Here is a 26404-nt window from a genome sequence, read left to right on the forward strand (position 1 = left end):
ACGTTCTCCTTACTCGTCCTTCCATTCCGGCTTGCGCTTGCCGATGAAGGCACCGATGCCCTCCTCCGCGTCGCGTGCCAGCATGTTCTCAACCATGATCCGGCCCGTATAGGCATAGGCGTCCGCCAGGCCCATCTCGGCCTGCGCGTAAAAAGCCTCCTTGCCGGTCTTGACAACCAAAGATGATTTGGAAGCAATGGTTTGCGCGTATTTGGTGACAATCTGATTCAGATATTCGCGCGGCACGACACGGTTGACCAGGCCGAATTCCTTGGCGGTCGCCGCATCGATCGTCTCGCCGGTCAGCAGCATCTCCATCGCATGCTTGCGCGAGACATTGCGCGACAGCGCCACCATCGGCGTCGAGCAGAACAGGCCGATGTTGACGCCCGGCGTGCAGAAAGTCGCCTCATGCGAAGCGATCGCCAGGTCGCAGCTGGCGACCAGCTGCAGCCCGGCGGCGGTGGCCAGGCCGTCGACTTCGGCGATGACAGGCAAGGGATGGCGCACGATGGCCTGCATCAGCGTCGCACAAGCGGCAAACGTCTCCGCGAAGAAGGCCTTGCCATGATCGGCGTCAGTGCGGCGCGCCGTCATTTCCTTGAGATCATGGCCGGCGCAGAACACCTTGCCGGATGCCGACAAAACGATCACGCGAGCCGCCTTATCGGCCTTGGCGCGCTCGAGTTCGGCCGTCAGCGCCGCCATCACCGCCAGCGACAGGGCGTTGGCGGGCGGATTGGCGAGTGTGAGGCGCAGCACGCCCTTGTCCAGTCGTGCAACAACCGGACCCTCAACGGCGGCAGACTTGATGGCAAGGATTTCGGCCATGGATAAGGTCTCCGCGATTCCGCTGGGGCTGCCAGAGTATCTAATACCGGATCAGGTTTCGTCCAACACCGATCGCTTGCACCAGGGGACGAAGATTGTCAGAAATGCCGCGCCGCGCCCATACAGGTAGGCCAAAAACGAGAGACCGACATGCCCGCCCAAACCAATTTGAAGCCGGTGCTGACCGCGCAACAAGTCAATGCGCTGCTGGAGACCGTCTATCCGCAGCTCAATGAGCAGTTCAAATATTTCGAGGCGATCGACGTGTTCCCCGGCGGCTGCACCGTGCGGCTCAACGCCGGCGAGCGGCACTTGCGTCCGGGCGGCACCGTATCCGGCCCTTCGCTGTTCACGCTGGCCGACATTGGCGGCTACGTCTGCGTGCTCAGCCATGCCGGGCCGGATGCGCTTTCCGTTACCGTCAACCTCGACATCAATTTCGTGCGCAAGGCCGAGGCCGGACCGATCGATGGCCATTGCCGCATCCTGAAGCTCGGAAAGAGCCTGATGGTGTTCGACATCGACATCGTCGCCGGCCCGGACCGGCACACTGTGGCGCACGCCACCGGCACCTATTCGATCCCGCCAAAGCGAAATGGCGATGTGGTAAAATAATACCTTTTAACTAAACTATTGTTTTTGCAGTACTTTACCTGCTATCCACCGTTTCGTGCACCTTGACGCCACAAACACCCTCGCCTATAAGCCCATCACGAAGCAGCGGCCCGCAAAGGCCGCCGTTTTGTTATTGGCGGCGGGCAGCGTCCTTCCGACAATCCAAGCAACAAGAAACGCCTTCCCTCGTGAAGGTCAGAACCGAGAGCAGAAAACATGACAACCTTTTCGCAGAAGCCTGCGGATGTGGTGAAGAAGTGGATCCTGATCGACGCCGAAGGTCTCGTCGTCGGTCGTCTGGCCACCGTCATCGCCAATCATCTTCGCGGCAAGCACAAGCCGACCTTCACCCCGCATGTCGACGACGGCGACAACGTCATCGTCATCAATGCCGACAAGGTGGTGTTCACCGGCAAGAAGTTCACCGACAAGGTCTATTACTGGCACACCGGCCACCCAGGCGGCATCAAGGAGCGCACCGCGCGCCAGCTGCTCGAGGGTCGTTTCCCCGAGCGTGTCGTCGAGAAGGCCGTTGAGCGCATGGTCCCGCGTGGCCCGCTCGGCCGTCGCCAGATGAAGAACCTGCGCGTCTATGCAGGTGCCGAGCATCCGCATGTCGCCCAGCAGCCCGTCGTGCTCGACGTGGCCAAGCTGAACGCCAAGAACAAGAAGGTCGCATAAGATGGCTGAGCTTTCCTCGCTCGCAGAACTGGGCGCCGCCACCGGCAACACCAATACCCAGCCGGCGGCCCCCGTCCACGTCCAGAAGCTCGACAAGTCGGGCCGCGCCTATGCCACCGGCAAGCGCAAGAACGCCATTGCGCGCGTCTGGGTGAAGCCGGGTTCCGGCAAGATCATCGTCAACGACAAGGAATTCGCGACCTATTTCGCGCGTCCGGTCCTGCAGATGATCCTCAACCAGCCGATCATCGCCTCCAACCGCGCCGGGCAGTACGACATCGTCGCGACAGTTGTCGGCGGCGGTCTCTCCGGCCAGGCTGGCGCCGTGCGTCACGGTATCTCCAAGGCGCTGACCTACTACGAGCCGACGCTGCGCGCCGTGCTCAAGAAGGGCGGCTTCCTGACCCGCGACAGCCGCGTCGTCGAGCGCAAGAAGTACGGCAAGGCGAAGGCCCGTCGTTCGTTCCAGTTCTCGAAGCGCTAAACGCTCCGCAGCTTCAGACCATCGAAAGGCCGCCTCCGGGCGGCCTTTTTGTTTGCGGCTCGGCAGTCACCCCATCCGCGCCTGCGGCGCGACCTCCCCTCGACGGGCAGGTCGGCGCGTAGTGCCGGTGGGGTGATGGCGCCGTCACAAAACAGGTCAGGCCTTGCCGCCCTTGATATAGTCGATGAACGCCCGCAGCGGGGCCGGAACCAGGCGCCGGCCGGGATAATAGAGGAACGGTCCGGGAAAACTCGGCCACCACGGTTCGAGAATGGGCTCAAGCGCGCCGCTTTCGAAGTAAGGGCGAAGCCAGCCCTCGAAGAGGCCGATGATGCCTGTGCCCGCGATGGCCGTATCGACGGCAAGATCGGTCGCGCCGCCGATGCGCACGATCAGCGGCCCTGTCGGATCGACCCGCACCACCTCACCGTCGCGCTCGAACTCCCAGGGCAGCATCGCACCGCTGGCAAAGCGCCCGCGCACGCAAGAGTGGCCAAGCAGATCGCTCGGGTGTTGCGGTCGCCCATGGCGAGCAAGATAGGCAGGGCTGGCGGCGGTGGCGAAGCGCTGCACGCGCGGTCCGATCGGCACCGCGATCATGTCCTGCTCCAGCCGCTCGTCATAGCGGATGCCGGCGTCGCACCCGGCCGCCAGCACATCGACGAAGTTCTCATCGGCGATCACCTCCAGCCGGATGCCGGGATAGGCGGCGAGGAAACCCGGCACGATATCGGGCAAGATCAACCGCGCGGCGCTGACCGGCACATTGAGACGCAGCGAGCCCGCCGGCCTGTCGCGAAAGCCGTTCACCACGTCCAGCGCCGCCTCCACCTCCGACAGCGCCGGGCCGAGCCGCTCCAGCAGGCTGAGGCCCGCCTCGGTGGGAACAACGCTGCGCGTCGTGCGATTGAACAACCTGACGCCAAGCTGCACTTCCAGGCGACGCACCGCCTCACTCAACCCGGAGGCGCTGCCGCCGCTCGCACGCGCGCCATCGCGAAAACCGCCGGCGCGCGCCACCGCCACGAAGGCGTTCAGATCGCTGAGGTCCATCATTGTTCGCCATTCCGCACGGCCTGTGTGGATTGTACCGGATTATCACGAGGTTGGGCAGCGCCTATCTCTGCCTCCTCAAAGGAGATCAATCATGTCCAACATCCAACAATCCGGCACCTTTAAGCTCGGCAGTCATACCGTGAAGCGGCTCGGCTACGGCGCCATGCAGCTCGCCGGTCCCGGCGTTTTCGGACCGCCTAGGGACCATGACGCGGCATTGGCCGTGCTGCGCGAGGCGATTGCGCAGGGGATCGACCATATCGACACCAGCGACTTCTATGGCCCGCACGTCACCAACCTTTTGATCCGCGAAGCGCTGGCGCCCTACCCTGACGATCTCGTCATCGTCACCAAGACCGGCGCCCGGCGCGGCGCGGATGGATCGTGGTTGCCGGCCTTTTCTGCCGAAGCGCTGACCCAGGCGGTGCATGACAATCTCAGCAATCTCGGGCTCGATGTGCTCGACGTCGTCAACCTACGCATCATGTTCGATACCCATGGTCCAGCCGAGGGATCGATCGAAGCGCCGCTCACCGTGCTGGCCGAGCTTCAACAACAGGGCCTGGTCAGGCACATAGGATTGAGCAACGTGACGCCGGCCCAGATCGCGCAAGGACGCGGGATCGCCGAGATCGTCTGCGTGCAGAACCAGTACAATCTTGCGCATCGCGGCGACGACGCCCTGATCGACGATCTTGCCCGCGACGGCATTGCCTATGTGCCGTTCTTCCCGCTCGGCGGCTTCAACCCGCTGCAATCCTCCACCCTGTCGGACGTCGCAACGCGCCTCGGCGCCACGCCAATGCAGGTTGCGCTCGCCTGGCTGCTGCGCCGCGCGCCCAACATCCTGTTGATCCCCGGTACATCGTCGGTCGGGCATCTCAGGGAGAACCTCGCGGCTGCCGAACTGGTACTTTCAGATGATGTGCTGGGAGAGTTGGATGGGATGGCGACGGCGGCTTGAGGCGCAGGACCTGCATGCAGCTATGGAAGCTAAGGCCGTCTTCGGACGGCCTTTTTAGGGCTCGGCAGTAACCCCGCCCGCTTCGCGCCGACCTCCCCATCAAGGGGAGGTGGGGCGCCGCGCTTTACATCCAGACTACTACCTGGTCGTGCAGGCCCCCGGCGGATCGAAAATAGCCGCGACCTCCTACCTCCCCTCGATGGGGAGGTCGGCGCGCAGCGCCGGGTGGGGTGATGGCGCCGGCGTTCCCAAGGTGGGGTGACTGCGCCAGCATCGGATTGCTAATTGATACTGGCCGTATTCGCCGGCTCAACGGGCCGCGCCTCGTCCGCATAGGGCACGCGAAAACCATTCGCCGCCAGCCAGCCGATGGCCGCCTTCGGCTCGTCGGTCTGGATGATGGTGGCGCCGCGATCGGCCCAGAAACCCCAGGCTTCGCGCGGCAGGCTGGCCTGTATGGCCAGTTCGTCACCGCGGCCGCCCGCCAGGAAGCCGCCCGGTTTGTTGGCGATGGCGTAGGTGTCGGCCCAGATGTGCCAGTTGCCCCTGACCGCGGCCGCGCGCATGCGCGTGCTGAACAGCGGCCCGCCGGCTTCGGTCAGCGTGTCGGCGCCTGCCCGCCAGTTGATGAGCTCGATCGCGCGCGGCGAAAAGGCATGGTCGACCGTCCGGGCGAAGCCGGCATCACGCACCGCATCATCGGCGATGATCGGCATGAACTGGAAGCCGCCGCCGATAGCGGCCATGGCGGCCTTAACCGTGGTGATCCTGGCCTGGTTCCACAAATTCTCCTTGACGATGACCTGCTCGGCCAAGCCGAGATCGCGAGCCACCGCGATCATGCCCGAGAGGTCGCCGACGTCGAGCTTGTTGTCGAGGTTGATGAGGATCCTGTCCCTGGTTGCCATGAGCATCTCGCGCAGCGTCGAAACCGTCTCATTGGTGACGGCGCCGGTGCCCTCGATCACCAGCCTGCAGGTCTTCAGTTCGGCCAGTGTGTATTTGACCACCTCGCCCTTGCAGGTCGTGGTGCGGTCGAGCCAGCTGTCATGCATGACGACGAACTCACCGTCCTTCGAGCGCCTGATATCGACCTCGACGATTTCTGCGCCCATCGCGATCGCCCCCTCCACGGCGGCAATCGAATTTTCCGCGTAGAGCGTCTTGCCCGCCTGCATGCTGCCGGCGCGATGCGCGACCACCATGACGTGGTCGCGCCACTGGTTGGCGTGCTCGAAGCGGTCAAGAATCTGCCTGGCGCGGGTCTCGCCGGCCAATGACTGGCCAGAAAAGGCCGCAAGTGCCGAGGAAAACAGAAGGCTCAGCCAGATGGTCCGCATCGAGAATCGCTCCTTGCCGGATCGAAATCGGGATAGGCGACCCTCGTGACATCCAGGTGAACGAAGCCGGCTAGCGGTTGTTCGCGGGGAGTGCGCGTCAGATGCGTTTTGAGAGCCTGCGGAACCACGCCATGGCCGGCATCTCAATGAGGCGCCAAGTGATCCAGGAGGCGGCAATGGTGGCGGCGAGCATGACGGCGATTGCCACCGCTCCCATCCAGCCGGCACCGAAGCCGGTGGCAGGCTGGCCGCGCAGCGTGAAGTCGCCGATCAGGCCGAGGCCGAGCTTGCGCTCGACGAGCCCGGCGACGTTGATCATGCGCGCCTGAACGAAGACGTGGACCATGTAGATCGAGTAGGACAGCGCGCCGAGGGTCAGCATGAACGGGGCTCTCAGCAAGGCGCTGATCCAGCCGCCTTCATGGGCGAACAGAAACAGCGCCAGCGCGAACACCAGGGGGGCCGCGATGCCAAAATCATTGTCGCCCGCCAGCGAGACGAAAAGCACGATGACCGCCACCATGACGATCTCGGCAAGGGTCCAGGCCATCCGCGGGCCACTCCTGGCGAGGACCTGTCGCGCCCCTGCAATGGAATCATGCTGAAACCAGGCCAGCAAGGCGCCGAGCGAGAAGCCATACAGGCAGCGGATGAAGCCGAAATCGAAGGACACATCCATATGATGGGTCGAGAAGCCGAGCAGGAACAGCGGTGCGGTGACGGCGGCGGCAACGAACCATATCCAGGCGCGCGCGCCGGCGACGAAGACCACGCCGGCAAACAAGAGATAGGCGAAGAACTCGGCCGAAATGCTCCAGCTCGGCGCATTCCAGGTCAGCTGATCCTCGAAGCCGACACCCTGGAGCAGGAGAAGATTGGCAAGCAAACTCTTGAGATCGAAGCCGCCGGTGAAGGGAGCAGCCCCGGTTCCATGCAGTTGCGGCAGCATCAGCCGCAGCAGCTCGAAGCCGGCAAAGGCGGCAAGCATGAGCAGGTGCAGCGGGTAGATGCGGCCGAAACGGACCAAGGCGAAGCGCGCGACCTGTTCCGGCTGGTTCAGCCGATCGCCGTAGCTGCTGGCGATGACGAAGCCGGAAAGGACGAAGAAGAAATCGACGAACTGGTAGGACGAACCGATGAAGGCGCTTTGCGAAATCGTCGAAGCGGTCGGAAAGTGAAACAGCGCCACCAGAAGCGCGCAGATGCCACGCCACGAATCGAGCACCAGGAAGCGTTCACCGGCGACCGTGCCGGTGTGGGTCGACGCCGCGGCACGGGTGGGGTTGAGAAACGCGGTCTGCGTCATGATGATACAATCCTGTCTTGCCGTGGCACTCGGGCAGCGCCATTCCGTCTCGCCAAGCTGTGACTGGCATCTTCCGTGCCGGTTCTGTAGTTGTTGCAACCCGATGAAAAACGAGGATCCGTAATGGCGAACAACAACATCGACAACGCCTTCACCGCCCGTTCCAAAACGGGCGCCGCGTTCGAGCCGACCTATTCCGGCGCGCTGTCGTTCATGCGGCGCAAATACACCAAGGACGTGAAGGGCGCGGATGCTGTGGTATGGGGTATTCCCTTCGATGCCGCCGTCACCAACCGGCCGGGCGCCCGCTTCGGGCCGCAGGCCATCCGCCGTGCCTCGGCGATCCTCGACAACGACCCGCAATATCCGTTTTCACGCGATCTGTTCGAGCATCTGGCGGTCGTCGACTATGGCGATTGCCTGCTCGATTCGGGCAATCATCAGAAGACACCCGGCACGATCGAACGTGAAGCGGCCAAGATCCTGAAGTCGGGCGCCTTCCTGCTGACGCTCGGCGGCGATCATTTCGTCACCTGGCCGCTGCTCAAGGCGCATGCCGCCATCCATGGTCCGCTCGCCTTGGTGCAGTTCGACGCCCATCAGGACACCTGGCCGGACGACGGCAAGCGCATCGATCACGGATCCTTCGTAGGCCGTGCCGTCAAGGAAGGCATCATCGATCCCGACCGCTCGATCCAGATCGGCATCCGAACTCATGCGCCCGACACGTTCGGCATCAAGATCCTCCATGGCCATGAAATCGAGGAGATGCGGGCGTCCGATATCGCCTACGCCATCGTTGACCGCACCGGCGGCAAGAAGACCTATCTCACCTTCGACATCGACTGCCTCGATCCGGCCTATGCGCCGGGAACCGGCACGCCGGTCGCCGGCGGACCGTCCTCGGCGAAAATCCTGTCAACGCTGCGCCAGCTCAACCAGATCGATATTGTCGGCGCCGATGTCGTAGAGGTTGCGCCGGCCTATGATCACGCCGATATAACGGCGATCGCCGGCTCGATGGTGGCCATGCAATATCTCGGCCTGCTGGCTGAGCGAAAGGCCCGGCTTGAAGAGTTGAACAACGGCAACCACAATGGTGCCGCAGTGATTCAAGGTCAGGGCATATAGTGTTGAAATACCAAGGAATTTGATCAACCCATGAAACCGAAAATCTTCATCGACGGCGAACACGGCACCACAGGCCTGCAGATCAGGGCGCTGCTTACCGAGCGCAGTGATCTGGAGATCATTTCCATCCCGACCGAACGCCGCAAGGAAACGGCGGCACGCGCCGAGTTCCTCAACGCCGCCGATGTCGCGATCCTGTGCCTGCCCGACGACGCGGCGAAGGAAAGCGTCTCGCTGATCGCCAACGACACCACCAAAGTCATCGATGCGTCGACCGCGCATCGCGTGGCGGAAGGCTGGGCGTATGGTTTCGCCGAGATGGACAAGGACCAGGCAAAGGCGATCGCCTCGGCAAAACGCGTCGCCAATCCAGGCTGCTGGCCGCAGGGACCGATCGCCACGCTGCGGCCGCTGGTCACATCAGGCCTGCTGCCGGCGGATTTCCCGATCACCGTCAACGGCATTTCGGGCTATTCGGGCGGCGGACGGCCGATGATTGAGGACTATGTCGCCAAGGGCGAGGACGCCTCGGAATTCCTGCCCTACGGCCTCACCCTTCAGCACAAGCACGTGCCGGAATTGAGGGCCTATGCCAGGCTGTCGCATGATCCGATCATGCAGCCGGCGGTCGGCAATTTCGCGCAAGGCATGATCACCGTCGTGCCGTTGCAGCTTGGCGGCCTCGACCATGTGCCGACCGGTGCGGAACTGCATGCGGCGATTGCCGACCATTTCGCCGCTATCAAGGGCGGCGTGGTCGAGGTGGCGCCCTATGCGCATTCGGAGCGCATGCCGGAGATCGATCCCGAGGTCTACAACGGCACCAACCGGATGAAGGTCTATGTCTTCGCCAATGACAAACGGGCGCAGGCCCTGCTGCTGGCGGTCTACGACAATCTCGGCAAGGGTGCCTCGGGCGCCGCCGTGCAGAACATGGATCTGATGCTCGGCCTCTGATGGACACGCCCGCCTTTCCGGCGCGCTGGAAAGTCAGCGCACCCGAACTCATTGCCGAGACCTTTTCGAGCCGCATCTGGAAGGTTTTGCGCGCAGACGGCTCGCCGGCGATCGTCAAGGCGCTCAAGCCTTTCGACGACGTCGCCGACGAGTTGCGCGGCGAGCATTATCTCGCCTGGCGACGCGGCGAAGGCGCGGTGCGCCTGCTCGGCCGCGACGGCCACAGCATGCTGCTCGAATATGCCGGTGAGACCTTGTTGGAGCAGGTGCTCGACCAACAGGGCGACAACGCCGCCACCGAAATCGCGGCCGAGGTGATGGCGAAACTATTTTCACAGGGGAAAGACCCCTTCCCGCCCGAGCTTCAGCCGCTCCGGGAACGGTTTTCAAGCCTGTTCAAGAAGGCGACAATCGACCGCGATTCGGGCCATGACAGCCTCTATGTCGAGGCCGCCATCATCGCCGATCGACTGCTGGCCAATCCGCACGATATCAGGCCCCTGCACGGCGACCTGCATCACGAAAACATCCTGCACGGGCCGCGCGGCTGGCTGGCGATCGATCCGAAGGGCGTTCTCGGCGACCCCGGCTTCGACGCCGCGAACATGTTCTACAACCCGCTCGACCGGGACGAGCTTTGCCTCGATCCGGAGCGGATCGCGCATATGGCCGAGATCTTCGCCAAAACACTGGGCCAGACGCCACCAGCCGTCCTTGATCATGCCATCGCCTATGGTTGCCTGTCGGCTGCCTGGCATCATGAGGACGACAATGAGGTCGAGGAGAGCCGCGAATTGTCGATCGCCGAGGCGATCCGGGCGGTGCGGGCAAGCTTCTGATCGCGGGCTGCGGCGCGGTAATCGCTTGTTCACAGCGATGGGCTACTGACTGGCCTCGGCTCCACTTCGGGATTTGTCATGGTCAGCGCGATTTCGGGTTCCTCCCAGGCAGCCCAGTATTCCTCGTCGAGTTCCTCGAGCAATGCAGCCCAGGAGGCCGCGCTCGAAAAGCAGATCCAGGACCTGGAAGACCAGGCCAAGGCGATCACGGATCAGGTAAAGGCTGCCCAGGTGCAGCAGGATATCGCCGTGGCCCAGGCCAGGCTCGATGCGCTCAAGGCCGCCGACAAGGTAGCCAAAGCCGCTCAGGACCAGTCCGCGCCGTCCGCCGCGGCGTTGCGGCAGGCGGAATTCGATGGCGAGAAGACGACATCTACAAACGAATTCTGGATGTAGTTGGCCGATCGGTTCGAGGTCAGGCCCTGCGTGCGATTTCGTGCGGCAAGGGATAGGCGCCCTTGGTGCCGCGCCAATGGGCGGCTGCAAACCCCAGGACGATGAGCGCAAATCCCTGATGGGTCAGCGCCATATGCAGCGGCACATGCATCAGCAGCGTGCCGATGCCGATCGAGGCCTGCACCAGCACAGCCAAGAACAGCAGCGTCGCGCGGCGCGCATGCGTTGTTTCAGGCAGCCGCCGGCGCGTGGCGATCATGTGCCACAACGCCACGACGAATACCGTGTAAGCGCCAAGCCGATGGACGAACTGCACCGTCTTCGGGCTCTCGAAGAAGTTGCGCCATGCCGGCTCGAGGATCAGCAGATCGCCCGGGATGATCTTGCCATCCATCAGCGGCCAGGTGTTGTAGCTGAGGCCGGCGTCGAGCCCGGCGACCAGGCCGCCGAGATAGATCTGGATCAGCGCCAGCAGCACGATGAAGCCGGCCAGCCTCTGCGTCGACCTATCGGCGGCAGGCTCGGAATGCGGCGCCAACCCTCGCGCGACCACCATGGTGGCGGTGAAGATCAGCGCGGCAAGCGTCAGGTGGGTCGCCAGCCGGTACTGGCTCACGGACACACGGTCGACCAGTCCTGAAGCCACCATCCACCAGCCGATGGCGCCCTGCAGGCCGCCAAGCAGGAGAATGCCCACGAGTTTCGGGCCCAGGCCGCGCTCGATGCGGCGCGTCGCCCAGAAAACCAGCAGCGGCAACGCAAAGACCAGACCGACGCTGCGCGCCAGGATGCGGTGCGCCCATTCCCACCAGAAGATCGACTTGAAGGCCTCGATGCTCATGCCCTTGTTGAGCTCGGCATATTGCGGGATCTGCTGATAGAGCTGGAATTCCTCTTGCCACTCGGCGTCGTTGAGCGGCGGGATCACGCCATGGATCGGCTTCCACTGCGTAATCGACAGGCCGGAATCGGTGAGCCTGGTGGCGCCGCCGACCAGCACCAGCGCAAACAGCACCAGAAGCACCACATAGAGCCAGCCGCGCAGCAGCGCCCGGTTATGCAGGTCGCGGTCGCGGGCGACGTATGGCGCGGCAGCTGATATGGCAGCCATGATCTTGTCCCGGCAGGTTGATTTGGCGGATTGGTGGACCATCGCACCCGTGCTGGCAAGACCATACGGCGCGGCACGCCGTCGCGCCGCGTCTCACCGGTTGCACAGTCTCGCCTCAAGGCATATGCGAGGCCAATACCCCTTGAGCCTGCCAAGCCGCCTGTGCAAATTCCGGCATGCTCGATCAGGAGACCAACCATGCCCCTGCGTCTCAAAAAGCTGATCGGAATGTTTCTGCTGGTGGCGCTGGTCATCGTCTATGCGCTGGTCGCATCGATCTTCGCGGTCGCCCGGCTGTCGGAGTCGGGTCCGTGGGTGCATTTCCTTTTTTTCTTGCTCAGCGGCCTGCTCTGGGTGCTGCCGGCGATGGGCATCATCAAGTGGCTGATGCTGGAGCCGAGAGCCAAGCGCTAGGCGAAAACGCCAGCGTCAGATGGTGACGACCATCTTGCCGGCGTTGGCGAGCGGCGTCGTCACGCCCGACAGCATGGTGCGGATGTGGGCGAGGCTCTGGTAGCGGCCGTTGACGGAGATGCGCGGCAAGGCGTGCAGGAACCCGGCATGCTCGGCGCGCAGCACGCCGTGGCGCGTCGTCACGGCGGAGGTATAGCCGGCGTCGCGGGCAAAGCCCACTTCGCGGCAGCCGACGGCGCTGGCATAGCCATAGGGATAAGCGAAATGGCGGGGCATTTCGCCCAGTTCGGCCTGCAACATGGCGCGCACGGCGCCAACCTCGTGCCGGGCATCGGCTTCGGAGAGCCGCTTCAGGTTGCTGTGGTTGATCGTATGGGCGCCGATCGTCACCAGCGGATGCGCGGCGATGCGACGGATTTCATCCCAGCTCATCAATGTGCGCAAGCGTGGGCCGTCGGCGTCGATGCCGTTTGCGCGAGCCAGGTCACGCAACACGGCCTGCAGGTCCTCCTCGCGGACTTCCGAGGTGAGATAGGCGTGCAGGCGTGCATTGGCCTGCAATTTCTTCGCGGGGGTCGAGCAATCGATCGTCAGGGGACCGTTCGGCCGCGTCAGAGTGAGGGTATCGCGCGCGTTGACGATGTCCTCGACAACGTCCCACCACAGGTCGGCTGTGCCGTTGATCAGCCCGGGCGCGACATAGATGGTGATCGGCGCGCCGTGCTTCTCGAGCACCGGCAGCGCCTCGACCATGTTGTCGCGATAGGCATCGTCGGCGGTGATCGTGGCAAACTGACCGCCTTTGCCGCCCACCTTGATGCACTCCACCGCTTCGTCCATGGAGACGAAGGCATAGCCATGCGCCTTCATGTCGGCGATCATGGCGTCAAGGAAGCCGGGCGCGATATTCAGATGCCGGTTGACGCTGTCCGGCTTTTCCGGCGTCGCGGTAACACGGTGCAGCATCAGGATGGCGCCAATGCCGCCGATGAACGGCTTGGCCAGCGGTGCAAGGCCGGTATAGCGGGCGACGTTCAGCGCCAGTTTCCGGATTGCCTCCCCGCCGTCGATCATTCATTCACCTTTTGCGCCTAGGCTGATCCAAGCACGGAATGCGCCTATGCGAACCCCCAAATCGCGATCAATACGCCCTAAGGATTGAGGTATGGTTGACGCAACTGCGTCATTTGACGGCAATCGGCTTGCGGCGACCGAGGCATCGTCGCGGGCCTTGCCACGGGACCATGCCGACCTGTCGATTTCAGTGGCGTCCACGGACGGACTCGCGGCCTATGCCGAGTTCTGCCGCTCGGCTTTGTTTGGGCCGGCGCAGAGTGCTGCCTGGGTCCAGAATTGGGCGGCCGAGACACGACCGGACCTGCTTGTCGCGACGCTGAGTGTCGAGGGCAAACCGGTTTTTTCGCTGGCGCTGGAGGTTGCCTCCAAGGGGCTGTTCCGGATCGCCCGCTTCATGGGTGGGCGCCACGCCAACGGCAACTTCGTCGCCGCGGACCCGAACTGGCTGGCCAAGGCGGATATACCGGCCCTCCGATCGGTACTGGCGGCCATCGCCAAGGCACGCCCGGACATCGATCTGGTCGCGCTCGAGCGGTTGCTGCCCGATCTCGACGGCGTCGCCAATCCGCTCGCATCGCTCGACCATTTTTCCAGCCCCAATCTGTCGCTAGCCGTCGATCTCGCCGGCGGCTTCGATGCGCTGCTTTCCCGCGCCAGCGGCAAACGCAAACGCAAGAAGCACCGGTCGCAGATCCGGAAATTCGAGGCCGTAGGCAGCTATCGGCGCATTGAGGCCCGCACCCCCGACGAGGTGGACACGCTGCTCGACGCCTTCTTCGAGATGAAGGAGCTCCGCTTCCGCAAGATGGGCATCGCCAATGTTTTTGGCGACGCGCAGGTACGCGGCTTCTTCCGCGCGCTGTTCATGCAGGCGCTTGCCGAGGACAAGCCTTCGTTCGTGCTGCACGGACTCGCGGTTGCCGGCAAGCTGCGCGCCATCACCGGTTCAAGCCGCTCGGGCAAACGCCTGATCTGCGAATTCGGAGCGATCGCCGAGGACGATCTCGGGCACGCCAGCCCCGGCGACTTCCTGTTCTTCGACAACATCCAGGAAGCCTGCGAGACTGGTTTCGAGGTCTATGACTTTTCGGTCGGAGATGAGCCTTACAAGCGGCTGTGGTGCGATATCGAAACGCGGCATTTCGAAGTGCTGGTCCCGTTGACCGTGAAGGGCCGCATGCTGGCGCTGACGCTTCGGCAAGGCGCGCGGCTGAAAGCCTTCGTCAAGAACAGCCCGATGATCTGGAAGCTGACCAAGGTGCTGCGCCGCAAAGCCGCCGGTCAGGCAGCGCCCTCGGAAGAAGATAGCTGACGCCATGAAGCCGATCATCCGCACACTGTCCCTGCAGGAACTGGGGCTTCTCGTCGACTGGGCGGCCGCGGAAGGCTGGAACCCAGGTCTTGAAGACCCGGCGATGCTCCAGGCGGCGGACCCCGAAGGCTTCATCGGCGCCTTTGTCGGCGACGACATGGCTGCGGCAATTTCGGCCGTGGCCTATGGAAGCGAATTCGGTTTCATCGGCCTCTACATCTCCCGGCCTGACATGCGCGGCATGGGCTACGGCAAGACGGTGTGGGACGCCGGCATGAAAAGGCTCGTTGGCCGGACCGTCGGCCTTGACGGCGTCGCCGAGCAGCAGGCCAATTACCGGCGCAAGGGCTTCGCACCGGCCTACGAGACCATCCGCTTCACCGGGCGCAAGGCAGGCCCGGCGGTCAGGGACGATGGGCTGCGGATGATTACAAAGCAGCTCCTGTCCGACATCGTCGCCTATGACTCCCATTGTTTTCCGGCGTCACGATGGGCCTTCCTGCAGGGATGGCTGCAGGAACCGCATCATGGACTGGCGGCGATCGGTTCGCGCGGCGTCACCGGCTTTGGTGTGGCGCGCCGCTGTCGATCCGGCTTCAAGATCGGCCCGCTGTTTGCCGACGACATGGAAACCGCTTTGCAACTCCTGGAGGGACTGGCCGGTGCCTGTGAGGGCGGCGAGCTGCACATCGACGTCCCCGCCGATAACACCGGCTTCATAACTGCGCTCGATGCGGCCGGCTTTGCGCCGACCTTCACCACCACGCGCATGTACAAAGGTCCTGCCCCGGAACTGGACCTGCAAAGGGTGTTCGGCGTAACGACGCTTGAACTGGGATAGATCGGGCGAACCGCAGAACGGTTCCGCCAAGCGATCCGCGGCTCCCTCAGGCAGCGGCAGTGCGCCGTCCCGGCACCGGATTGCCGGGCGGTTCGTGGCCGAGCGGCGTCACCAGCGTCAGGTCGGGGTAGCCGTTCTCGATCAGCTTGACCGCAGCCTGCGTCACCTCATCGTCGGCCTCCAGCATGGAGAGAAAGACCTCGGTGGCATCGCCGGTCAGGCGGCCGATGCCTTGCGCGTCGGCCGGTCCGCACTCGACCACGACCAGGTCGTAGGCTGTCGTCAGCGACTGCATGATGATCGGCAGCCGGTCGGCGGCACGCATGGCACGAACCGGATCGGCGGTTCCGACGGGAATGACGTGACAGTCCGAGTAGAGATCGGCGTGGATGACGTCGCTGAACTGCGCTTCCGAAGCGAGCAGGTTGGTGATGCCCGGGAAAAGGCCGCTGTCCAGCATCGGCCGCGAGGCGGCCCCCGACGCGGTGAGGTCCAGCAACAGCACGCGCAGCCCGGCGTCGGCGACCTCGCGCGCCACCAGGATCGCGGATGCAGCCGCCTCGTCGCCTTCCGGCGAGACGAATATGGCGCGCGCCGCACCGCTGGAGATCAGCTTTTCGGCAGCTTTCTCGATATCGATCTCGCCCAAGGTGGAACGCGCCGGTTCGGGCTCGACAGCCGTTTGCTCTGTCGCCGCAGTTGCGGGCATTGCGACCACATCCGGCGCCTCGGCCATGGCCGGCATCGCGGCGGCATAGGGCTCCGCATCTGCTTCATCCGCAGGTTCAGGCAGCTCCTGGCGAACGACGGGGTCCTGCAAAACGGCAGGCTCCTGGCGGAGAAATGGCTTGGCGACCGGCGCCTGCGCCACACGGGGCATTGCGACCTCATCGATCCGTTCGAAACGGGAACCGCTCGCCGGCCGCATCGCGCGGCCTGAAAACAGCTCCCGCAGAAGCGTCACGATGGCCATGATCAGCAGCGATGGGGCGAAAGCCGCGCCGACGATCGGCCCGACCTTCGGGAAATAGGCCTCGGAGGGAACAGAAGCCTTCGAGGCGATCCGGGCGTCGACCGGCAGATAGTTGCGATCCTGGCGCGATGCCGCTTCGCGGTAGTTGGTCAGGTAGAGCTCGAGTTGCTGTCGCTTGGCGGTCGCGTCGCGCTGCAGTGCGTCGAGATCGACCTGCTGTTCGCCGGCCTGCGCCGAAGCGGCCTTCAACGTGTTGACGTCTGCGACAAGCTGGTTCTCGCGGGCCTTTGCGGTCTCGGCCTGCATCAACAGGCCTTTCATGATCTTCTGGGCCTCGCTGCGGATCTGCGCGTCGAGATCGGACAGTTGCGATTTCAGCGCGCGAATGCGCGGATGATTGCCAAGCAGTGTCGTCGACAGATCGGCGATGTTGGAGCGCAATTCGACCTGTCGCTCACGCAAGCGTTGGATCAGGTCCGATGACAGAACCTCCGGCACGGCATCCAGCGAACCGCCATTCTGCAGCGCCCTGCGCACACCGTCGGCGGTCGCTTCCGCAGCGGCGCGGTTGGCGCGCACTTTCGACAGTTCGCTCGACAGTTCTGAAAGCTGCTGGGTGGCCAGCACCGAATTGTTGCCACCCATCAGAAGATCGGACTGGGCGCGATAAGCGGCGACCTTCGCCTCGGCATCCTTGACCTGCCGCTGCAGGTCGGCGATTTCCGGCGCCAGGAAGTCCGCCGCGGCGCTGTTCGATTCGAGCTTGGCCGCCCCTTGCCCCGCTATATAGGCGGCGGCGATCGCGTCTGGTGTGGCGGCCGCGAGCTTGGGATCTTCCGATGAGAACTCGATGGCAATGATGCGGGTCTTCTCGACGCCATAGACGTTGAGCTTCTCGTGCATTTTCTTGAGCACGCGCTCTTCCGTCGGAATTTCCATCGGGTCGCTTTTCAGGCCGACCAGGACCAGAGCGCGGCTCAGCGCCGACATGTCGAGCGCTTCATTGAACTCGGGCAGTTTTTCCAGACCGAGCTTTTGCGAGACCTGCTTGAGGATTTCGTTCGAGGAAATGATCTGGACCTGGGTGGCGACGCCCTGTTCGTCGAGAATAGGCTTGTCGGTGTCGTTGTTGTTGCTGGCCGGCCGCGTGTAGATGGATTCGCGCGGCGCGATCTCCACCTGCGTCTCGGCTTTGTAGTGCCGGGTTGCCAGCGAGGCGAAAGCGAAGGCCAGCCCGGTTGCCAACAGGACGACGAGGACTATACGCAGCCAGTTCCTCGCCAGGCTGGCGAAGAGCTGCCTGAGATCGACATCGACATCTGCGGCCGCGGACTGAACGGACATGCATCCCTACTCCGATACTGGGTCAGCACGCACCGTAAACAACTATGGTAACTCAGCCGTTAAGATCGTGGTAAGTTTCCGTTAGGGTTTACTGGCGGGTGACAAACAAAACCGCCAAAAATCACAAAAACTGTTGCCGATGCGCCACGTGTCGGCCGCTCCCTTTACCGGCCATTAACCCTAACAGGATGATAACGGACCTCGATCCCTAGAGTTGCTGCGACGTTGCAGCGACCAGTCGAAGGTACCTGTCCGGCCATGAAAAGCACTGCTTCCCTGTTTCGCGCGCTGCTTGCCGTATCGATGCTGGCTGGCTGTTCCAGCTACCGGCCGACGCCGGCCGCCTTCCATGAGGTGCTCGATCAGCCCTACCGTCTTGGCGCCGGCGACCGCGTCCGCGTGACCGTGTTCGAGCAGGACGGGCTGACCAACACCTACAGCGTCGATCAATCCGGCTATCTCTCCTTCCCGCTTGTCGGCGCCATACCAGCGCGCGGCCACACCGCGCAGCAAATGGAAAAGGAGATTGCCGACAAATTGCGGCAAGGCTATCTGCGCGATCCCGACGTTTCGGTCGAGATCGACCGCTACCGCCCGATCTTCGTCATGGGCGAAGTGGGTGCCGCCGGCCAATATTCCTATGTTCCCGGCCTGACGGTGCAGAAGGCGATCGCCATTGCCGGCGGCTTCACGCCGCGCGCCAACCAGGAAAGCGTCGACATCACCCGCGACATCAACGGCAAGGTGATGACCGGCCGCGTGGTCACCTCCGACCCGTTGCTGCCGGGCGATACGGTCTACGTCCGCGAACGTCTGTTCTGACAGATACCAAGTGGCGGACAGGCTCAGGATCGTCCATTGCTTTCGCTCACCCGTCGGAGGAATTTTCCGGCATGTGCGCGACCTGGCCGAGGCGCAGGTCGCCGCCGGGCATTCCGTCGGCATCGTCTGCGATTCGACGACAGGCGGCACGTTCGAGGAACATCTGTTCGAGCAGATGAAGGACTTGCTGGCGCTCGGCATTCATCGCACGCCGATGCAGCGCCACGTCGGTCCCGGCGACCTTGCCTCGGCCTGGCGCACGTACAGGATCATCAAGGAATTGCGGCCGGACGTACTGCATGGGCACGGCGCCAAGGGTGGCGCCTATGCCCGTCTGTTCGGCTCATTGTTGCGGGTATCAAGGTCTCGCGTAGCCCGCCTTTATTCGCCGCATGGCGGCTCGCTCCACTATGACGAGAACACGACCACCGGAAAGCTGTTCTTCGCGCTCGAGCGCTTCATGGCTCGCTTCACCGACTATCTGCTGTTTGTCTCGGACTATGAGCGGCGGACCTATCGCCACAAGGTAGGCGAGCCGCCCATTCCCAACACCCTCGTCTATAACGGCCTGCGCGCCACTGAATTCGAGCCGGTGATCACCGCGCCGGACGCAGCCGACCTGCTTTATATCGGCATGATGCGCGACCTGAAGGGACCGGACATCTTCATCGACGCATTGGCGCTCGCCGGCCCGCGGTTCGGCCGCGCGCTGACCGCGGTGATGGTCGGCGACGGCGACGACCTTCCGCGTTACCACGGGCAAGTGAAACGCCTCGGGCTCGAGCGCCATGTCCGCTTCCTGCCGCCGATGCCGGCCAGGGAGGCCTTTGCCCTTGCCGCGCTTATCATCGTTCCCTCGCGCGCCGAAGCCATGCCCTATATCGTCCTGGAAACGCTTGCCGCGGGAAAGTCGATGATCGCAACCGCGGTCGGCGGCATTCCGGAGATATTCGACATCGGTTCCCCCGCCCTGATCCGACCTGACCCGATCGAGCTCGCGGACAGGATGAGCCAGGCGCTGGCCGACCCGGCCGCCTATCGCGACCTGATGCCCGATAGCGCCAACCTCAAGGCACGCTTCGGCGCCGATGTGATGGCCGCCGACATCGAGAAGGCCTATTTCGCCGCGCTCGACACGTAGGCGCAGGACCAAGCCGTTCCAAAGCCATGCGTTGTTTCAAGGGTTTCTTAGCTCTCTTTTGCTATGACCGGGGGGAAGCTTGCGGAAAGCCCTCATGAACGAGATCGACCCCGCGCGCCGCTTTTCAGCAGAGGCGGTGCGTAAATTCGACGGCCCGGCCGACGGCGACACGCCAAGCGGCATGAACGATGTCGCCCGCCAGGTCGCCTCGCAGTACCGGCGCGATACGATGTCGCCGATCATGGTCAGCGGTGTCCTGCGCATGGTCGAATTCGGCTTGCTGTTCCTGTCCGGACTCGCCGTCTATTTCCACTATGTCGGGTTCTTCAACTATCTCGCCTGGCAATATCCGGTGACGATCGCAGCGGGCTCGTTCCTTGCCGTGGTGCTGCTCGACGTCACCGACTGCTACCAGATCGTCGCCCTGATGCGGCCCATCGCCAATTTCGGCCGCGTGCTGCTCGTCTGGGCCGGCACTTTCGCCCTGATGGCGCTGACGGCATTCGTCATGAAGATGTCGCAGGACTATTCGCGCCTTTTGTTCGGCAGCTGGTTCGTCATCGGCTTCGTTCTCATCTTCGGCCTCAGGCTGGTGATGTCGAAGCTGATCCGGGCCTGGGCGCGCGATGGCCGCATGGAGCGGCGCGCCGTCATCGTCGGCGGCGGCAAGGCGGCGGAAATCCTGATCCGCTCGGTCGAAAAGCAGCCCTACAACGATATCCGCATCTGCGGCATCTTCGACGATCGCGGCGACAAGCGCTCGCCGCCCATCGTCGCCGGCTACCCCAAGCTCGGCACCATTTCGGAACTGATCGAATTCGCCCGCATCGCCCGCATCGACATGCTGATCGTATCGCTGCCGCTGACCGCCGAATCGCGCGTTCTGCAGTTGCTGAAGAAGCTGTGGGTGCTGCCGGTCGACATCCGGCTTTCGGCGCATTCCAACGCGCTGCAGTTTCGCCCGCGCGCCTATTCCTACATCGGCGCGGTGCCGATGCTCGACATCTTCGACAAGCCGATCAACGACTGGGATTCGGTCGCCAAGCGCGCCTTCGACATTGTCTTCAGCCTGATCGGCATCGTCGTGTTCTCGCCGGTGATGCTGGCGACCGCCATCGCCATCAAGCTCGACAGCAAGGGGCCGGTGCTGTTCCATCAGAAGCGGCACGGTTTCAACAATGAGATCATCGAGGTCTACAAGTTCCGTTCGATGTATACGGACAAGGCCGATCCGACCGCCAAGCAGACGGTGACCAAGAACGACCCGCGCGTCACCCGCGTCGGCCGCTTCATCCGCAAGACCTCGATCGACGAGCTGCCGCAGTTCTTCAACTCGCTGCTGGGTTCGCTGTCGCTGGTCGGTCCACGCCCGCATGCCATCGCCGCACAGTCGCATAATTTGCTCTACAACGAGGTTGTCGACGGCTATTTCGCCCGCCACAAGGTCAAGCCCGGCGTCACCGGCTGGGCGCAGATCAATGGCTGGCGCGGCGAGATGGACACCAACGAGAAGATCCGCATGCGAACCGAGTATGATCTCTTCTACATCGAGAACTGGTCGCTGCTGTTCGATTTGCGGATTCTGTTCCTCACGCCGCTCCGGCTGCTCAACACGGAAAACGCCTATTGAGCGCGATCAGCCATGATCTGCCGCGCGCGGCGGTCAACGCCAAGCTGGTCGCGCTGATTTCCTCGGGCGCGGTCTTCCTCGGCATTCTGCTGTCCGGCTTCGTCATCAGCGAGCCGGCGCCCTATGAGCTCTACATGGCCGGGCTGATCGCCATCTGTGCGCTTTTCGGCTTGCGGATTTCCCGCGCGGCCACGCCGCTGCTGGTGCTGCTGGTGACGATGAACATCGGCGGCATGATCTCTATGACGCAGATGGCGGACCTCGCCAACACACCGCTCTATCTCGCCGTCTCGCTGTTTCTCGCCTTCAGCGCGGTGTTCTTCGCATCGATCACCGCCGTACAGCCGGGCCTCTACCGATTGATCTTCATTGCCTATGTGGTTTCGGCCGTGGCCACCTCGCTGCTTGGCATTGCAGGCTACTTCCATGCCTTTCCGGGCGCGGAGATGTTCACCAAATACGATCGTGCCGCCGGCGCCTTCCAGGACCCGAACGTGTTCGGCCCCTTCCTGGTGCTGCCCGGCATCTATCTGCTCTATCTGCTTTTGACCGGACCGGTGACACGCATGCCGCTGCTGGCGGTACCACTGCTGATCATCACCGCCGGCATCTTCTTTTCCTTCTCGCGCGGTGCCTGGGGCATGTTCGCCGTTTCGGCCGTCCTGCTCACCGGCTGCCTGTTCCTGCAGAGCGCCAGCGGAATGTTCCGGCTGCGCGTGGTGGTGATGACGATTGCAGCACTGGCGCTGCTGGTCGTCGCCATGATCGTCATCCTGCAGCTGCCCGGCGTCTCGGAGATGTTCTCCAACCGTGCCCATCTCGAGCAGAGCTACGACACCGCCCGCCTCGGCCGTTTCGCCCGCTACGGCATCGGCTTCCAAATGGCGATGGAGCATCCGTTCGGCATCGGCCCGCTGGTCTTCGGCACGATCTTCGGTGAAGACACCCACGACATCTGGCTGAAGATGCTGATGGATTATGGCTGGCTCGGCTTCGTGTCGTTCCTGGCGCTCGTCTTATGGACGATAGCAGCCGGCTTCCGCATCCTGCTGCGCGACCGGCCGTGGCAGCCCTATCTCCTGTGCGCCTATGTCGCCTTTATCGGCAATATCGGGCTCGGCACCTTCATCGACATCGACCACTGGCGCCACGTCTATCTGCTGCTCGGCCTGATCTGGGGCGCCATCGCGCTGGAATACAGCCATCAGCGGCTGTTGCGGCCTGCCTTGCAGGGCTCGCCGGCACCGGCAATCGCAGCGGGATAAAAGTCGCGGAATTCGGTTGACCCGCACGGGGTTATCACGATACATCGCGACCGGTCCGGAGTGTAGCGCAGCCCGGTAGCGCACTTGACTGGGGGTCAAGGGGTCGTCGGTTCGAATCCGGCCACTCCGACCAATTCAAAGCAGGACTTGCCCCCGAAGTCCGCCCCTCCAGATGCCCCGGTCAGCCCGGCCAAATCTCGGATCTGGGCAACCATGTCCTCTCCCATTTGAACTCCGGCTTGGGCGCCAACTCTACCCTTGGCACACATCAACCCATTCAGCCCCAATGAGCTCAACCATGCGCTGCGGCGCAATCCGCACGGCGGCGTTGGTGGCGCCGGCGGCAGGCACCACCTCGTCGAATTCGCGCAGCGACACGTCACAATAGACCGGCAGCGGCGCCGGCAGGCCGAACGGGCAGACGCCGCCGACCGGATGGCTGGTTGCTTCGACAACCTCGGTGGCGTCGAGCATACGCGGCTTGCCGCCGAACTGGTCCTTGAACTTGCGGTTGTCCAGCCTGGCGATGCCGCTGGTCACCACCAGCATGGTGTGGTCGCCGACGCGCAGGCAGATCGTCTTGGCGATCTGTGCTGGCAGCACGCCATGCGCCTCAGCCGCCAGGGTCACCGTCGCCGAGCTCACCTGCGTGACGATGACATGGATGTCGGGCGCATGGGTGGCGAAGAAGGCACGAACGGATTCCAGGCTCATATCTAAAAACCGACGGTTCAAAAACGTTGTGGAGGGCGGATTAGGGTCCAGCAGCCAGGGCCGCGGCACGCATAGGCACGTGCGATAGACAGATCGGCAAGTGCCAGGCTGAAGCAAAGCGCTGCGGCAGGTACAAAGAAACCCGCCAATGGCCTTGGCGGGTTCTCTGGAATGCGTGGTGCAGATCTACGCCAGTGATCGACCTTGCGCCGCCGGCGTCGGCGCAGCCGGGGTGATCAGAGCCTCCTGGGGAAGGTGAAGCGCGGACACAATACGACGCAGCTTCGACGGGTCGGTCACTCTCCCGCTTTCGATATCCTCAATCTCGTCCACCGCCAGGCCGCATGTCAGGGAGAGCTCTTCCACGCTGTAACCGCGGGTCTCCCGCATCGCTCTGAGGGTGTTGTAATCTGGCCCGCTCCCGTTGGTTGCCGGTTCGGAGTGGGGTTCGCTTTTCGCATTATGGGGCATTGGCAACTCCAGACTGAAAGAGTTTGATCAAATGAGGAGTGTTGCCTGAGACGGTCGGGAAGATGCCCTCTCGCCGGCGATTTGCCAAGAGCCAAAAGGGCCGTCACGGGATCGTGAACCAGGTGCCTGGCGCGGTCCTCTCGCGCACACGTCGCGATCAAGTTGTTTTGAAGGCCTGATCGGGCTTTTGCCGGCAGTTTCGCCGCGCCCATTCGTTATCTCCGGGTCGCTGGCGTGAAACCATCCGGTTCCAGCCAGCTCGTTCCCGGAAGGATTTTTTGCAATGAACTTGAAGACAGTCATGGTCGTGCTCGGCACGATTTCCAGCCTTTCCGTCGCCGGCGCGGGCGCCGCCCAAGCCGCAGACGCGCTGCGTGTGCGCGGCACGGTGGTCAGTTTTGAGCCCACGCTGCTCACCGTGAAAACCCGCCGGGGCGATACCGACGCGATCAAGCTCAAGGCCGGCTGGAAGATCTCGGGCGTCGCCAACGCCTCGGCAAAGGGCATTAAGCAGGGGGATTTCCTCGGCATTGCCTCCGTTTCGAAAGCGGATGGCGGCAGCGGCGCCCTGGAGGTGGTGGTCTTTCCGGCCGCGCTGAAAGGCACTGGCGAGGGTGACCGCCCCTGGGACCTGCAGCCAAACAGCCGGATGACCAACGGCACAGTCGCCGACGTTACCGACATAAGCGGGCGATCGGTCACGCTGACCTATGACAATGGCCAGACCAAGAAGATTTCGATCCCCGACACCACGCCCGTCGTGACCTTCGCGCCGGCGACGCCGACCGACCTCAAGCCGGGTGCGACGGTCTTTGTCACCGCTGAGCGGGGCAGTGACGGCGCGCTGAGCGCCAGCCGCGTCGTGGTCGGAAACAACGGCGTCGTGCCGCCGATGTAGTGGGACGGGCGGCCAATGGCCGCCTCTCGATCTTGCCGTGCATGGTGGCGGGAGGCTGAATTGGGCAGAAACAGTACAGAAACAAAATTCTACAATCGGGAAATACTGACGAAAAAATTCAGGCGCGTAATTCCATTCGCGGCGGCCGGGCTATCGCCCCGATCCATACGCCCGCGAAACAAAAGGAAACGATCCATGAAGAAGTCCCTCCTCTCGGCCCTCGGGCTTGCAGTTGCATTGGCTTTCACGGTGCCCGTCATCGGTGCGACGAGTGCGGATGCCGCCCCGATGGCAAAGCATCATCGTCACCACCATCATCATCGCCACCATGTCCGCCACCACCATCATCACCGCCACCACCACCATGTGATCGGAAACAAGGCCTAAGCTCCGCAGACCGCCACCGAGAAGACCGGCCTTGGCTTCCTGTCCAAGGCCGGCTACTCCGCCCCGCGAGGCTCGATCGCGGATCGACAATTCATGCAAATCCAATGCGCGACGCCGGTGAGATCGTCGTCTATCCCGGCGCTGGCTATGGCACCACCACCAATCCGGCGTTCACCGGCGAAATCGAGCGGCCCTGGCGGCTTGACCAATCCGCATTCCTGCGCCGGCGACACAGAGGTGCTGGGCGCCTCTATGCCGACACGCTCCTCGCCAGATGCCGGAGCGACAACAGACATGGCCGATCGCAAGGAAAATGACGGATCACCTTAGGGCGAGCCGTCACTTCTTCTTGCTCGTATCTGTGGGATTTGGGTTTTAGAATTCAGCGCCGGCTGAACAGCAGACTGGCGACAAGACCGAGCACCACAAGGCCCACCGCGGCGGCAGCCGCCGGATGGTCGCGGGCCGACTTCTCGATCACCCTGCCCTGTTTGCGGATTGCAGGCATGGCATCGTGCAGGCGGCCGGCAAGATCGGAATAGGTGTCGAGCGCGGCATCGCGACCGTCCTCGTAGTAGGCGCCGCCTCGCTTCGCCACAGCCCTCTTCAAGCTGGCCAGTTCCTTGCTGAGAACCGCGACCTGCCTGTCGAGATCGATGTCCGAGAGGGTCGAAAATGATGCCATGATGTGTTTCCTTCACTTGCAGAAGGAAACGTAACGCCTCACCGGAAGACGGGTTCCGGTTTCGAACTATCGATGTCGCGTCGGGCTGCGGTCAGCGCACCTGGTCAAGCAGGCGCTTGCATTCCAGGAGGTCGAACAGCGCCTCCTGCAGCAAGGCCCTGTTGTCGCGCGAGAGTTTCGATGCATCCGGCTGCACCGGACCGTCCTCGTCGCTCTTGCCCAGGCCGAAAAAGCGGCGGCTGGGCTTCACCCGCGGCTGGCCGACCAGTTCGTCGTCCATGCCACGCGGCTGGGCCGCTGGCGTCAGCGGCACTTGGTCAGCCTGCCTTCGCTGTGAGATCGCCTCGACGGCGGCCATGTCGCCATTGCCGATCGCAACCAGGAAATGGTTGCCGTTCTCGCGCAACAGCTTCTGCACGCCCTTGATGGTGTAGCCCTGGTCGTAGAGCATGTGGCGAATGCCCTTGATCAGTTCGACATCCTGCGGCCGGTAGTAACGACGGCCGCCGCCGCGCTTCATCGGCTTGATCTGGTTGAAACGCGTTTCCCAGAAACGCAGCACATGCTGCGGCAGATCGAGATCTTCGGCGACCTCGCTGATGGTACGAAAGGCGTCGGGGCTCTTGTCCATGGGCGAATCCTCACGCTGGACGATGATCCGGCCTACCTGCCGAATCGGGGCTTATTTCAGCGGTTTATGAAGCAATATTCAAGCCCGG

At 63.3% G+C, this 26404-nt stretch carries 28 protein-coding genes and 1 tRNA gene; 18 read left to right on the forward strand and 11 right to left on the reverse strand.

All coding sequences use genetic code 11. The features are described 5' to 3' along the window. Positions 1-9: 9 nt before the first annotated feature. Positions 10-831 (reverse strand): enoyl-CoA hydratase, encoded by an 822-nt coding sequence (locus NKI69_RS10495; RefSeq protein ID WP_352721204.1) that lies wholly within the window; start codon positions 829-831, stop codon positions 10-12. Positions 832-981: 150 nt separating this feature from the next. On the opposite strand from NKI69_RS10495, the gene NKI69_RS10500 reads away from it, so the two are divergent. The 3 genes from NKI69_RS10500 to rpsI all read left to right on the forward strand — a co-directional run bounded on the left by NKI69_RS10500 (position 982) and on the right by rpsI (position 2611). Beyond that, positions 982-1446 (forward strand): PaaI family thioesterase, encoded by a 465-nt coding sequence (locus NKI69_RS10500; RefSeq protein WP_023810273.1) that lies wholly within the window; start codon positions 982-984, stop codon positions 1444-1446. 216 nt (positions 1447-1662) lie between these two features. After that, entirely contained in the window at positions 1663-2127 is a 465-nt protein-coding gene (gene rplM / locus NKI69_RS10505; protein ID WP_013532205.1) for a 50S ribosomal protein L13, read from the forward strand. Between the two features lies 1 nt (position 2128). After that, the gene (rpsI, locus tag NKI69_RS10510; protein WP_023810272.1) at positions 2129-2611 is read left to right on the forward strand and encodes a 30S ribosomal protein S9; all 483 of its coding nucleotides are present in this window, start codon (positions 2129-2131) and stop codon (positions 2609-2611) included. A 156-nt stretch (positions 2612-2767) separates the two neighbouring features. On the opposite strand, the gene NKI69_RS10515 is transcribed toward rpsI, so the two are convergent. Further along, entirely contained in the window at positions 2768-3667 is a 900-nt protein-coding gene (locus NKI69_RS10515; protein ID WP_023810271.1) for a LysR family transcriptional regulator, read from the reverse strand. Positions 3668-3758: 91 nt separating this feature from the next. On the opposite strand from NKI69_RS10515, the gene NKI69_RS10520 reads away from it, so the two are divergent. Beyond that, entirely contained in the window at positions 3759-4631 is an 873-nt protein-coding gene (locus NKI69_RS10520) for an aldo/keto reductase family oxidoreductase (RefSeq protein WP_023810270.1), read from the forward strand. Between the two features lie 281 nt (positions 4632-4912). Here the strand turns inward: NKI69_RS10520 and NKI69_RS10525 are convergent, their stop codons facing one another. Next, positions 4913-5971, reverse strand: coding sequence for a glycerophosphodiester phosphodiesterase family protein (locus NKI69_RS10525; protein ID WP_023810269.1), 1059 nt, complete (start codon positions 5969-5971; stop codon positions 4913-4915). 97 nt (positions 5972-6068) lie between these two features. Beyond that, on the reverse strand, positions 6069-7277 hold the full coding sequence (locus NKI69_RS10530; RefSeq protein ID WP_352721206.1) for an acyltransferase family protein: 1209 nt from the start codon (positions 7275-7277) through the stop codon (positions 6069-6071). Positions 7278-7400: 123 nt separating this feature from the next. On the opposite strand from NKI69_RS10530, the gene speB reads away from it, so the two are divergent. The 4 genes from speB to NKI69_RS10550 all read left to right on the forward strand — a co-directional run bounded on the left by speB (position 7401) and on the right by NKI69_RS10550 (position 10600). Next, positions 7401-8408: an agmatinase gene (gene speB / locus NKI69_RS10535; RefSeq protein ID WP_023810267.1), complete on the forward strand. Its 1008-nt coding sequence runs from the start codon at positions 7401-7403 to the stop codon at positions 8406-8408. Positions 8409-8438: 30 nt separating this feature from the next. After that, the gene (argC, locus tag NKI69_RS10540) at positions 8439-9365 is read left to right on the forward strand and encodes an N-acetyl-gamma-glutamyl-phosphate reductase (protein ID WP_023810266.1); all 927 of its coding nucleotides are present in this window, start codon (positions 8439-8441) and stop codon (positions 9363-9365) included. Then, the gene (locus NKI69_RS10545; RefSeq protein ID WP_352677836.1) at positions 9362-10204 is read left to right on the forward strand and encodes an aminoglycoside phosphotransferase family protein; all 843 of its coding nucleotides are present in this window, start codon (positions 9362-9364) and stop codon (positions 10202-10204) included. The genes argC and NKI69_RS10545 overlap by 4 nt, the downstream gene beginning before the upstream one ends. Before the next feature lie 78 nt (positions 10205-10282). Next, positions 10283-10600: a hypothetical protein gene (locus tag NKI69_RS10550; RefSeq protein WP_023810265.1), complete on the forward strand. Its 318-nt coding sequence runs from the start codon at positions 10283-10285 to the stop codon at positions 10598-10600. 19 nt (positions 10601-10619) lie between these two features. Here NKI69_RS10550 and NKI69_RS10555 read toward each other — a convergent pair whose 3' ends face one another. Next, complete coding sequence (locus NKI69_RS10555) at positions 10620-11711, reverse strand: COX15/CtaA family protein (RefSeq protein ID WP_023810264.1); 1092 nt, start codon at positions 11709-11711, stop codon at positions 10620-10622. Between the two features lie 198 nt (positions 11712-11909). Here NKI69_RS10555 and NKI69_RS10560 point away from each other — a divergent pair, with 198 nt between their 5' ends. Continuing rightward, complete coding sequence (locus tag NKI69_RS10560; RefSeq protein ID WP_023810263.1) at positions 11910-12125, forward strand: DUF2842 domain-containing protein; 216 nt, start codon at positions 11910-11912, stop codon at positions 12123-12125. Positions 12126-12140: 15 nt separating this feature from the next. On the opposite strand, the gene NKI69_RS10565 is transcribed toward NKI69_RS10560, so the two are convergent. After that, on the reverse strand, positions 12141-13199 hold the full coding sequence (locus NKI69_RS10565; RefSeq protein WP_023810262.1) for a polysaccharide deacetylase family protein: 1059 nt from the start codon (positions 13197-13199) through the stop codon (positions 12141-12143). A 91-nt stretch (positions 13200-13290) separates the two neighbouring features. On the opposite strand from NKI69_RS10565, the gene NKI69_RS10570 reads away from it, so the two are divergent. Together NKI69_RS10570 and NKI69_RS10575 are read left to right on the forward strand one after the other, a co-directional pair. Further along, positions 13291-14514, forward strand: a complete 1224-nt coding sequence (locus NKI69_RS10570; protein ID WP_023810261.1) for a GNAT family N-acetyltransferase — start codon at positions 13291-13293, stop codon at positions 14512-14514. Between the two features lie 4 nt (positions 14515-14518). Continuing rightward, complete coding sequence (locus tag NKI69_RS10575) at positions 14519-15355, forward strand: GNAT family N-acetyltransferase (protein ID WP_023810260.1); 837 nt, start codon at positions 14519-14521, stop codon at positions 15353-15355. A 46-nt stretch (positions 15356-15401) separates the two neighbouring features. On the opposite strand, the gene NKI69_RS10580 is transcribed toward NKI69_RS10575, so the two are convergent. Further along, a complete protein-coding gene (locus NKI69_RS10580; RefSeq protein ID WP_352721210.1) occupies positions 15402-17672 on the reverse strand; it encodes a GumC family protein in 2271 nt (756 codons plus the stop codon). A gap of 258 nt (positions 17673-17930) precedes the next feature. Between NKI69_RS10580 and NKI69_RS10585 the strand changes: the two genes are divergently transcribed. From NKI69_RS10585 to NKI69_RS10605, 5 genes are all read left to right on the forward strand, one after another. Next, complete coding sequence (locus tag NKI69_RS10585; RefSeq protein WP_013532220.1) at positions 17931-18494, forward strand: polysaccharide biosynthesis/export family protein; 564 nt, start codon at positions 17931-17933, stop codon at positions 18492-18494. 10 nt (positions 18495-18504) lie between these two features. Beyond that, positions 18505-19635 (forward strand): glycosyltransferase family 4 protein, encoded by a 1131-nt coding sequence (locus NKI69_RS10590; RefSeq protein WP_128305462.1) that lies wholly within the window; start codon positions 18505-18507, stop codon positions 19633-19635. A gap of 94 nt (positions 19636-19729) precedes the next feature. Beyond that, positions 19730-21265 carry an undecaprenyl-phosphate glucose phosphotransferase gene (locus tag NKI69_RS10595; protein WP_128305463.1) on the forward strand — a complete coding sequence of 512 codons (1536 nt, stop codon included), beginning with the start codon at positions 19730-19732 and terminating at the stop codon, positions 21263-21265. Beyond that, on the forward strand, positions 21262-22530 hold the full coding sequence (locus tag NKI69_RS10600; RefSeq protein WP_128305464.1) for an O-antigen ligase family protein: 1269 nt from the start codon (positions 21262-21264) through the stop codon (positions 22528-22530). The genes NKI69_RS10595 and NKI69_RS10600 overlap by 4 nt, the downstream gene beginning before the upstream one ends. Before the next feature lie 56 nt (positions 22531-22586). Next, positions 22587-22663 (forward strand) — tRNA-Pro (locus NKI69_RS10605). Positions 22664-22782: 119 nt separating this feature from the next. Here NKI69_RS10605 and NKI69_RS10610 read toward each other — a convergent pair. Together NKI69_RS10610 and NKI69_RS10615 are read right to left on the reverse strand one after the other, a co-directional pair. After that, positions 22783-23244 (reverse strand): YbaK/EbsC family protein, encoded by a 462-nt coding sequence (locus NKI69_RS10610; protein WP_352721213.1) that lies wholly within the window; start codon positions 23242-23244, stop codon positions 22783-22785. A 186-nt stretch (positions 23245-23430) separates the two neighbouring features. Next, entirely contained in the window at positions 23431-23715 is a 285-nt protein-coding gene (locus NKI69_RS10615; RefSeq protein ID WP_127320647.1) for a helix-turn-helix domain-containing protein, read from the reverse strand. Between the two features lie 283 nt (positions 23716-23998). On the opposite strand from NKI69_RS10615, the gene NKI69_RS10620 reads away from it, so the two are divergent. After that, entirely contained in the window at positions 23999-24613 is a 615-nt protein-coding gene (locus tag NKI69_RS10620) for a hypothetical protein (protein WP_352721215.1), read from the forward strand. 491 nt (positions 24614-25104) lie between these two features. Further along, positions 25105-25317 (forward strand): hypothetical protein, encoded by a 213-nt coding sequence (locus NKI69_RS10625; RefSeq protein WP_352629799.1) that lies wholly within the window; start codon positions 25105-25107, stop codon positions 25315-25317. A 65-nt stretch (positions 25318-25382) separates the two neighbouring features. Here NKI69_RS10625 and NKI69_RS10630 read toward each other — a convergent pair whose 3' ends face one another. Next, positions 25383-25685 carry a hypothetical protein gene (locus NKI69_RS10630; RefSeq protein WP_352629796.1) on the reverse strand — a complete coding sequence of 101 codons (303 nt, stop codon included), beginning with the start codon at positions 25683-25685 and terminating at the stop codon, positions 25383-25385. Positions 25686-25776: 91 nt separating this feature from the next. Further along, complete coding sequence (locus NKI69_RS10635; protein ID WP_023810244.1) at positions 25777-26316, reverse strand: MerR family transcriptional regulator; 540 nt, start codon at positions 26314-26316, stop codon at positions 25777-25779. Positions 26317-26404 lie beyond the last annotated feature (88 nt).

The organism is Mesorhizobium sp. M0491 (assembly GCF_040321265.1).
Lineage (GTDB): Bacteria > Pseudomonadota > Alphaproteobacteria > Rhizobiales > Rhizobiaceae > Mesorhizobium.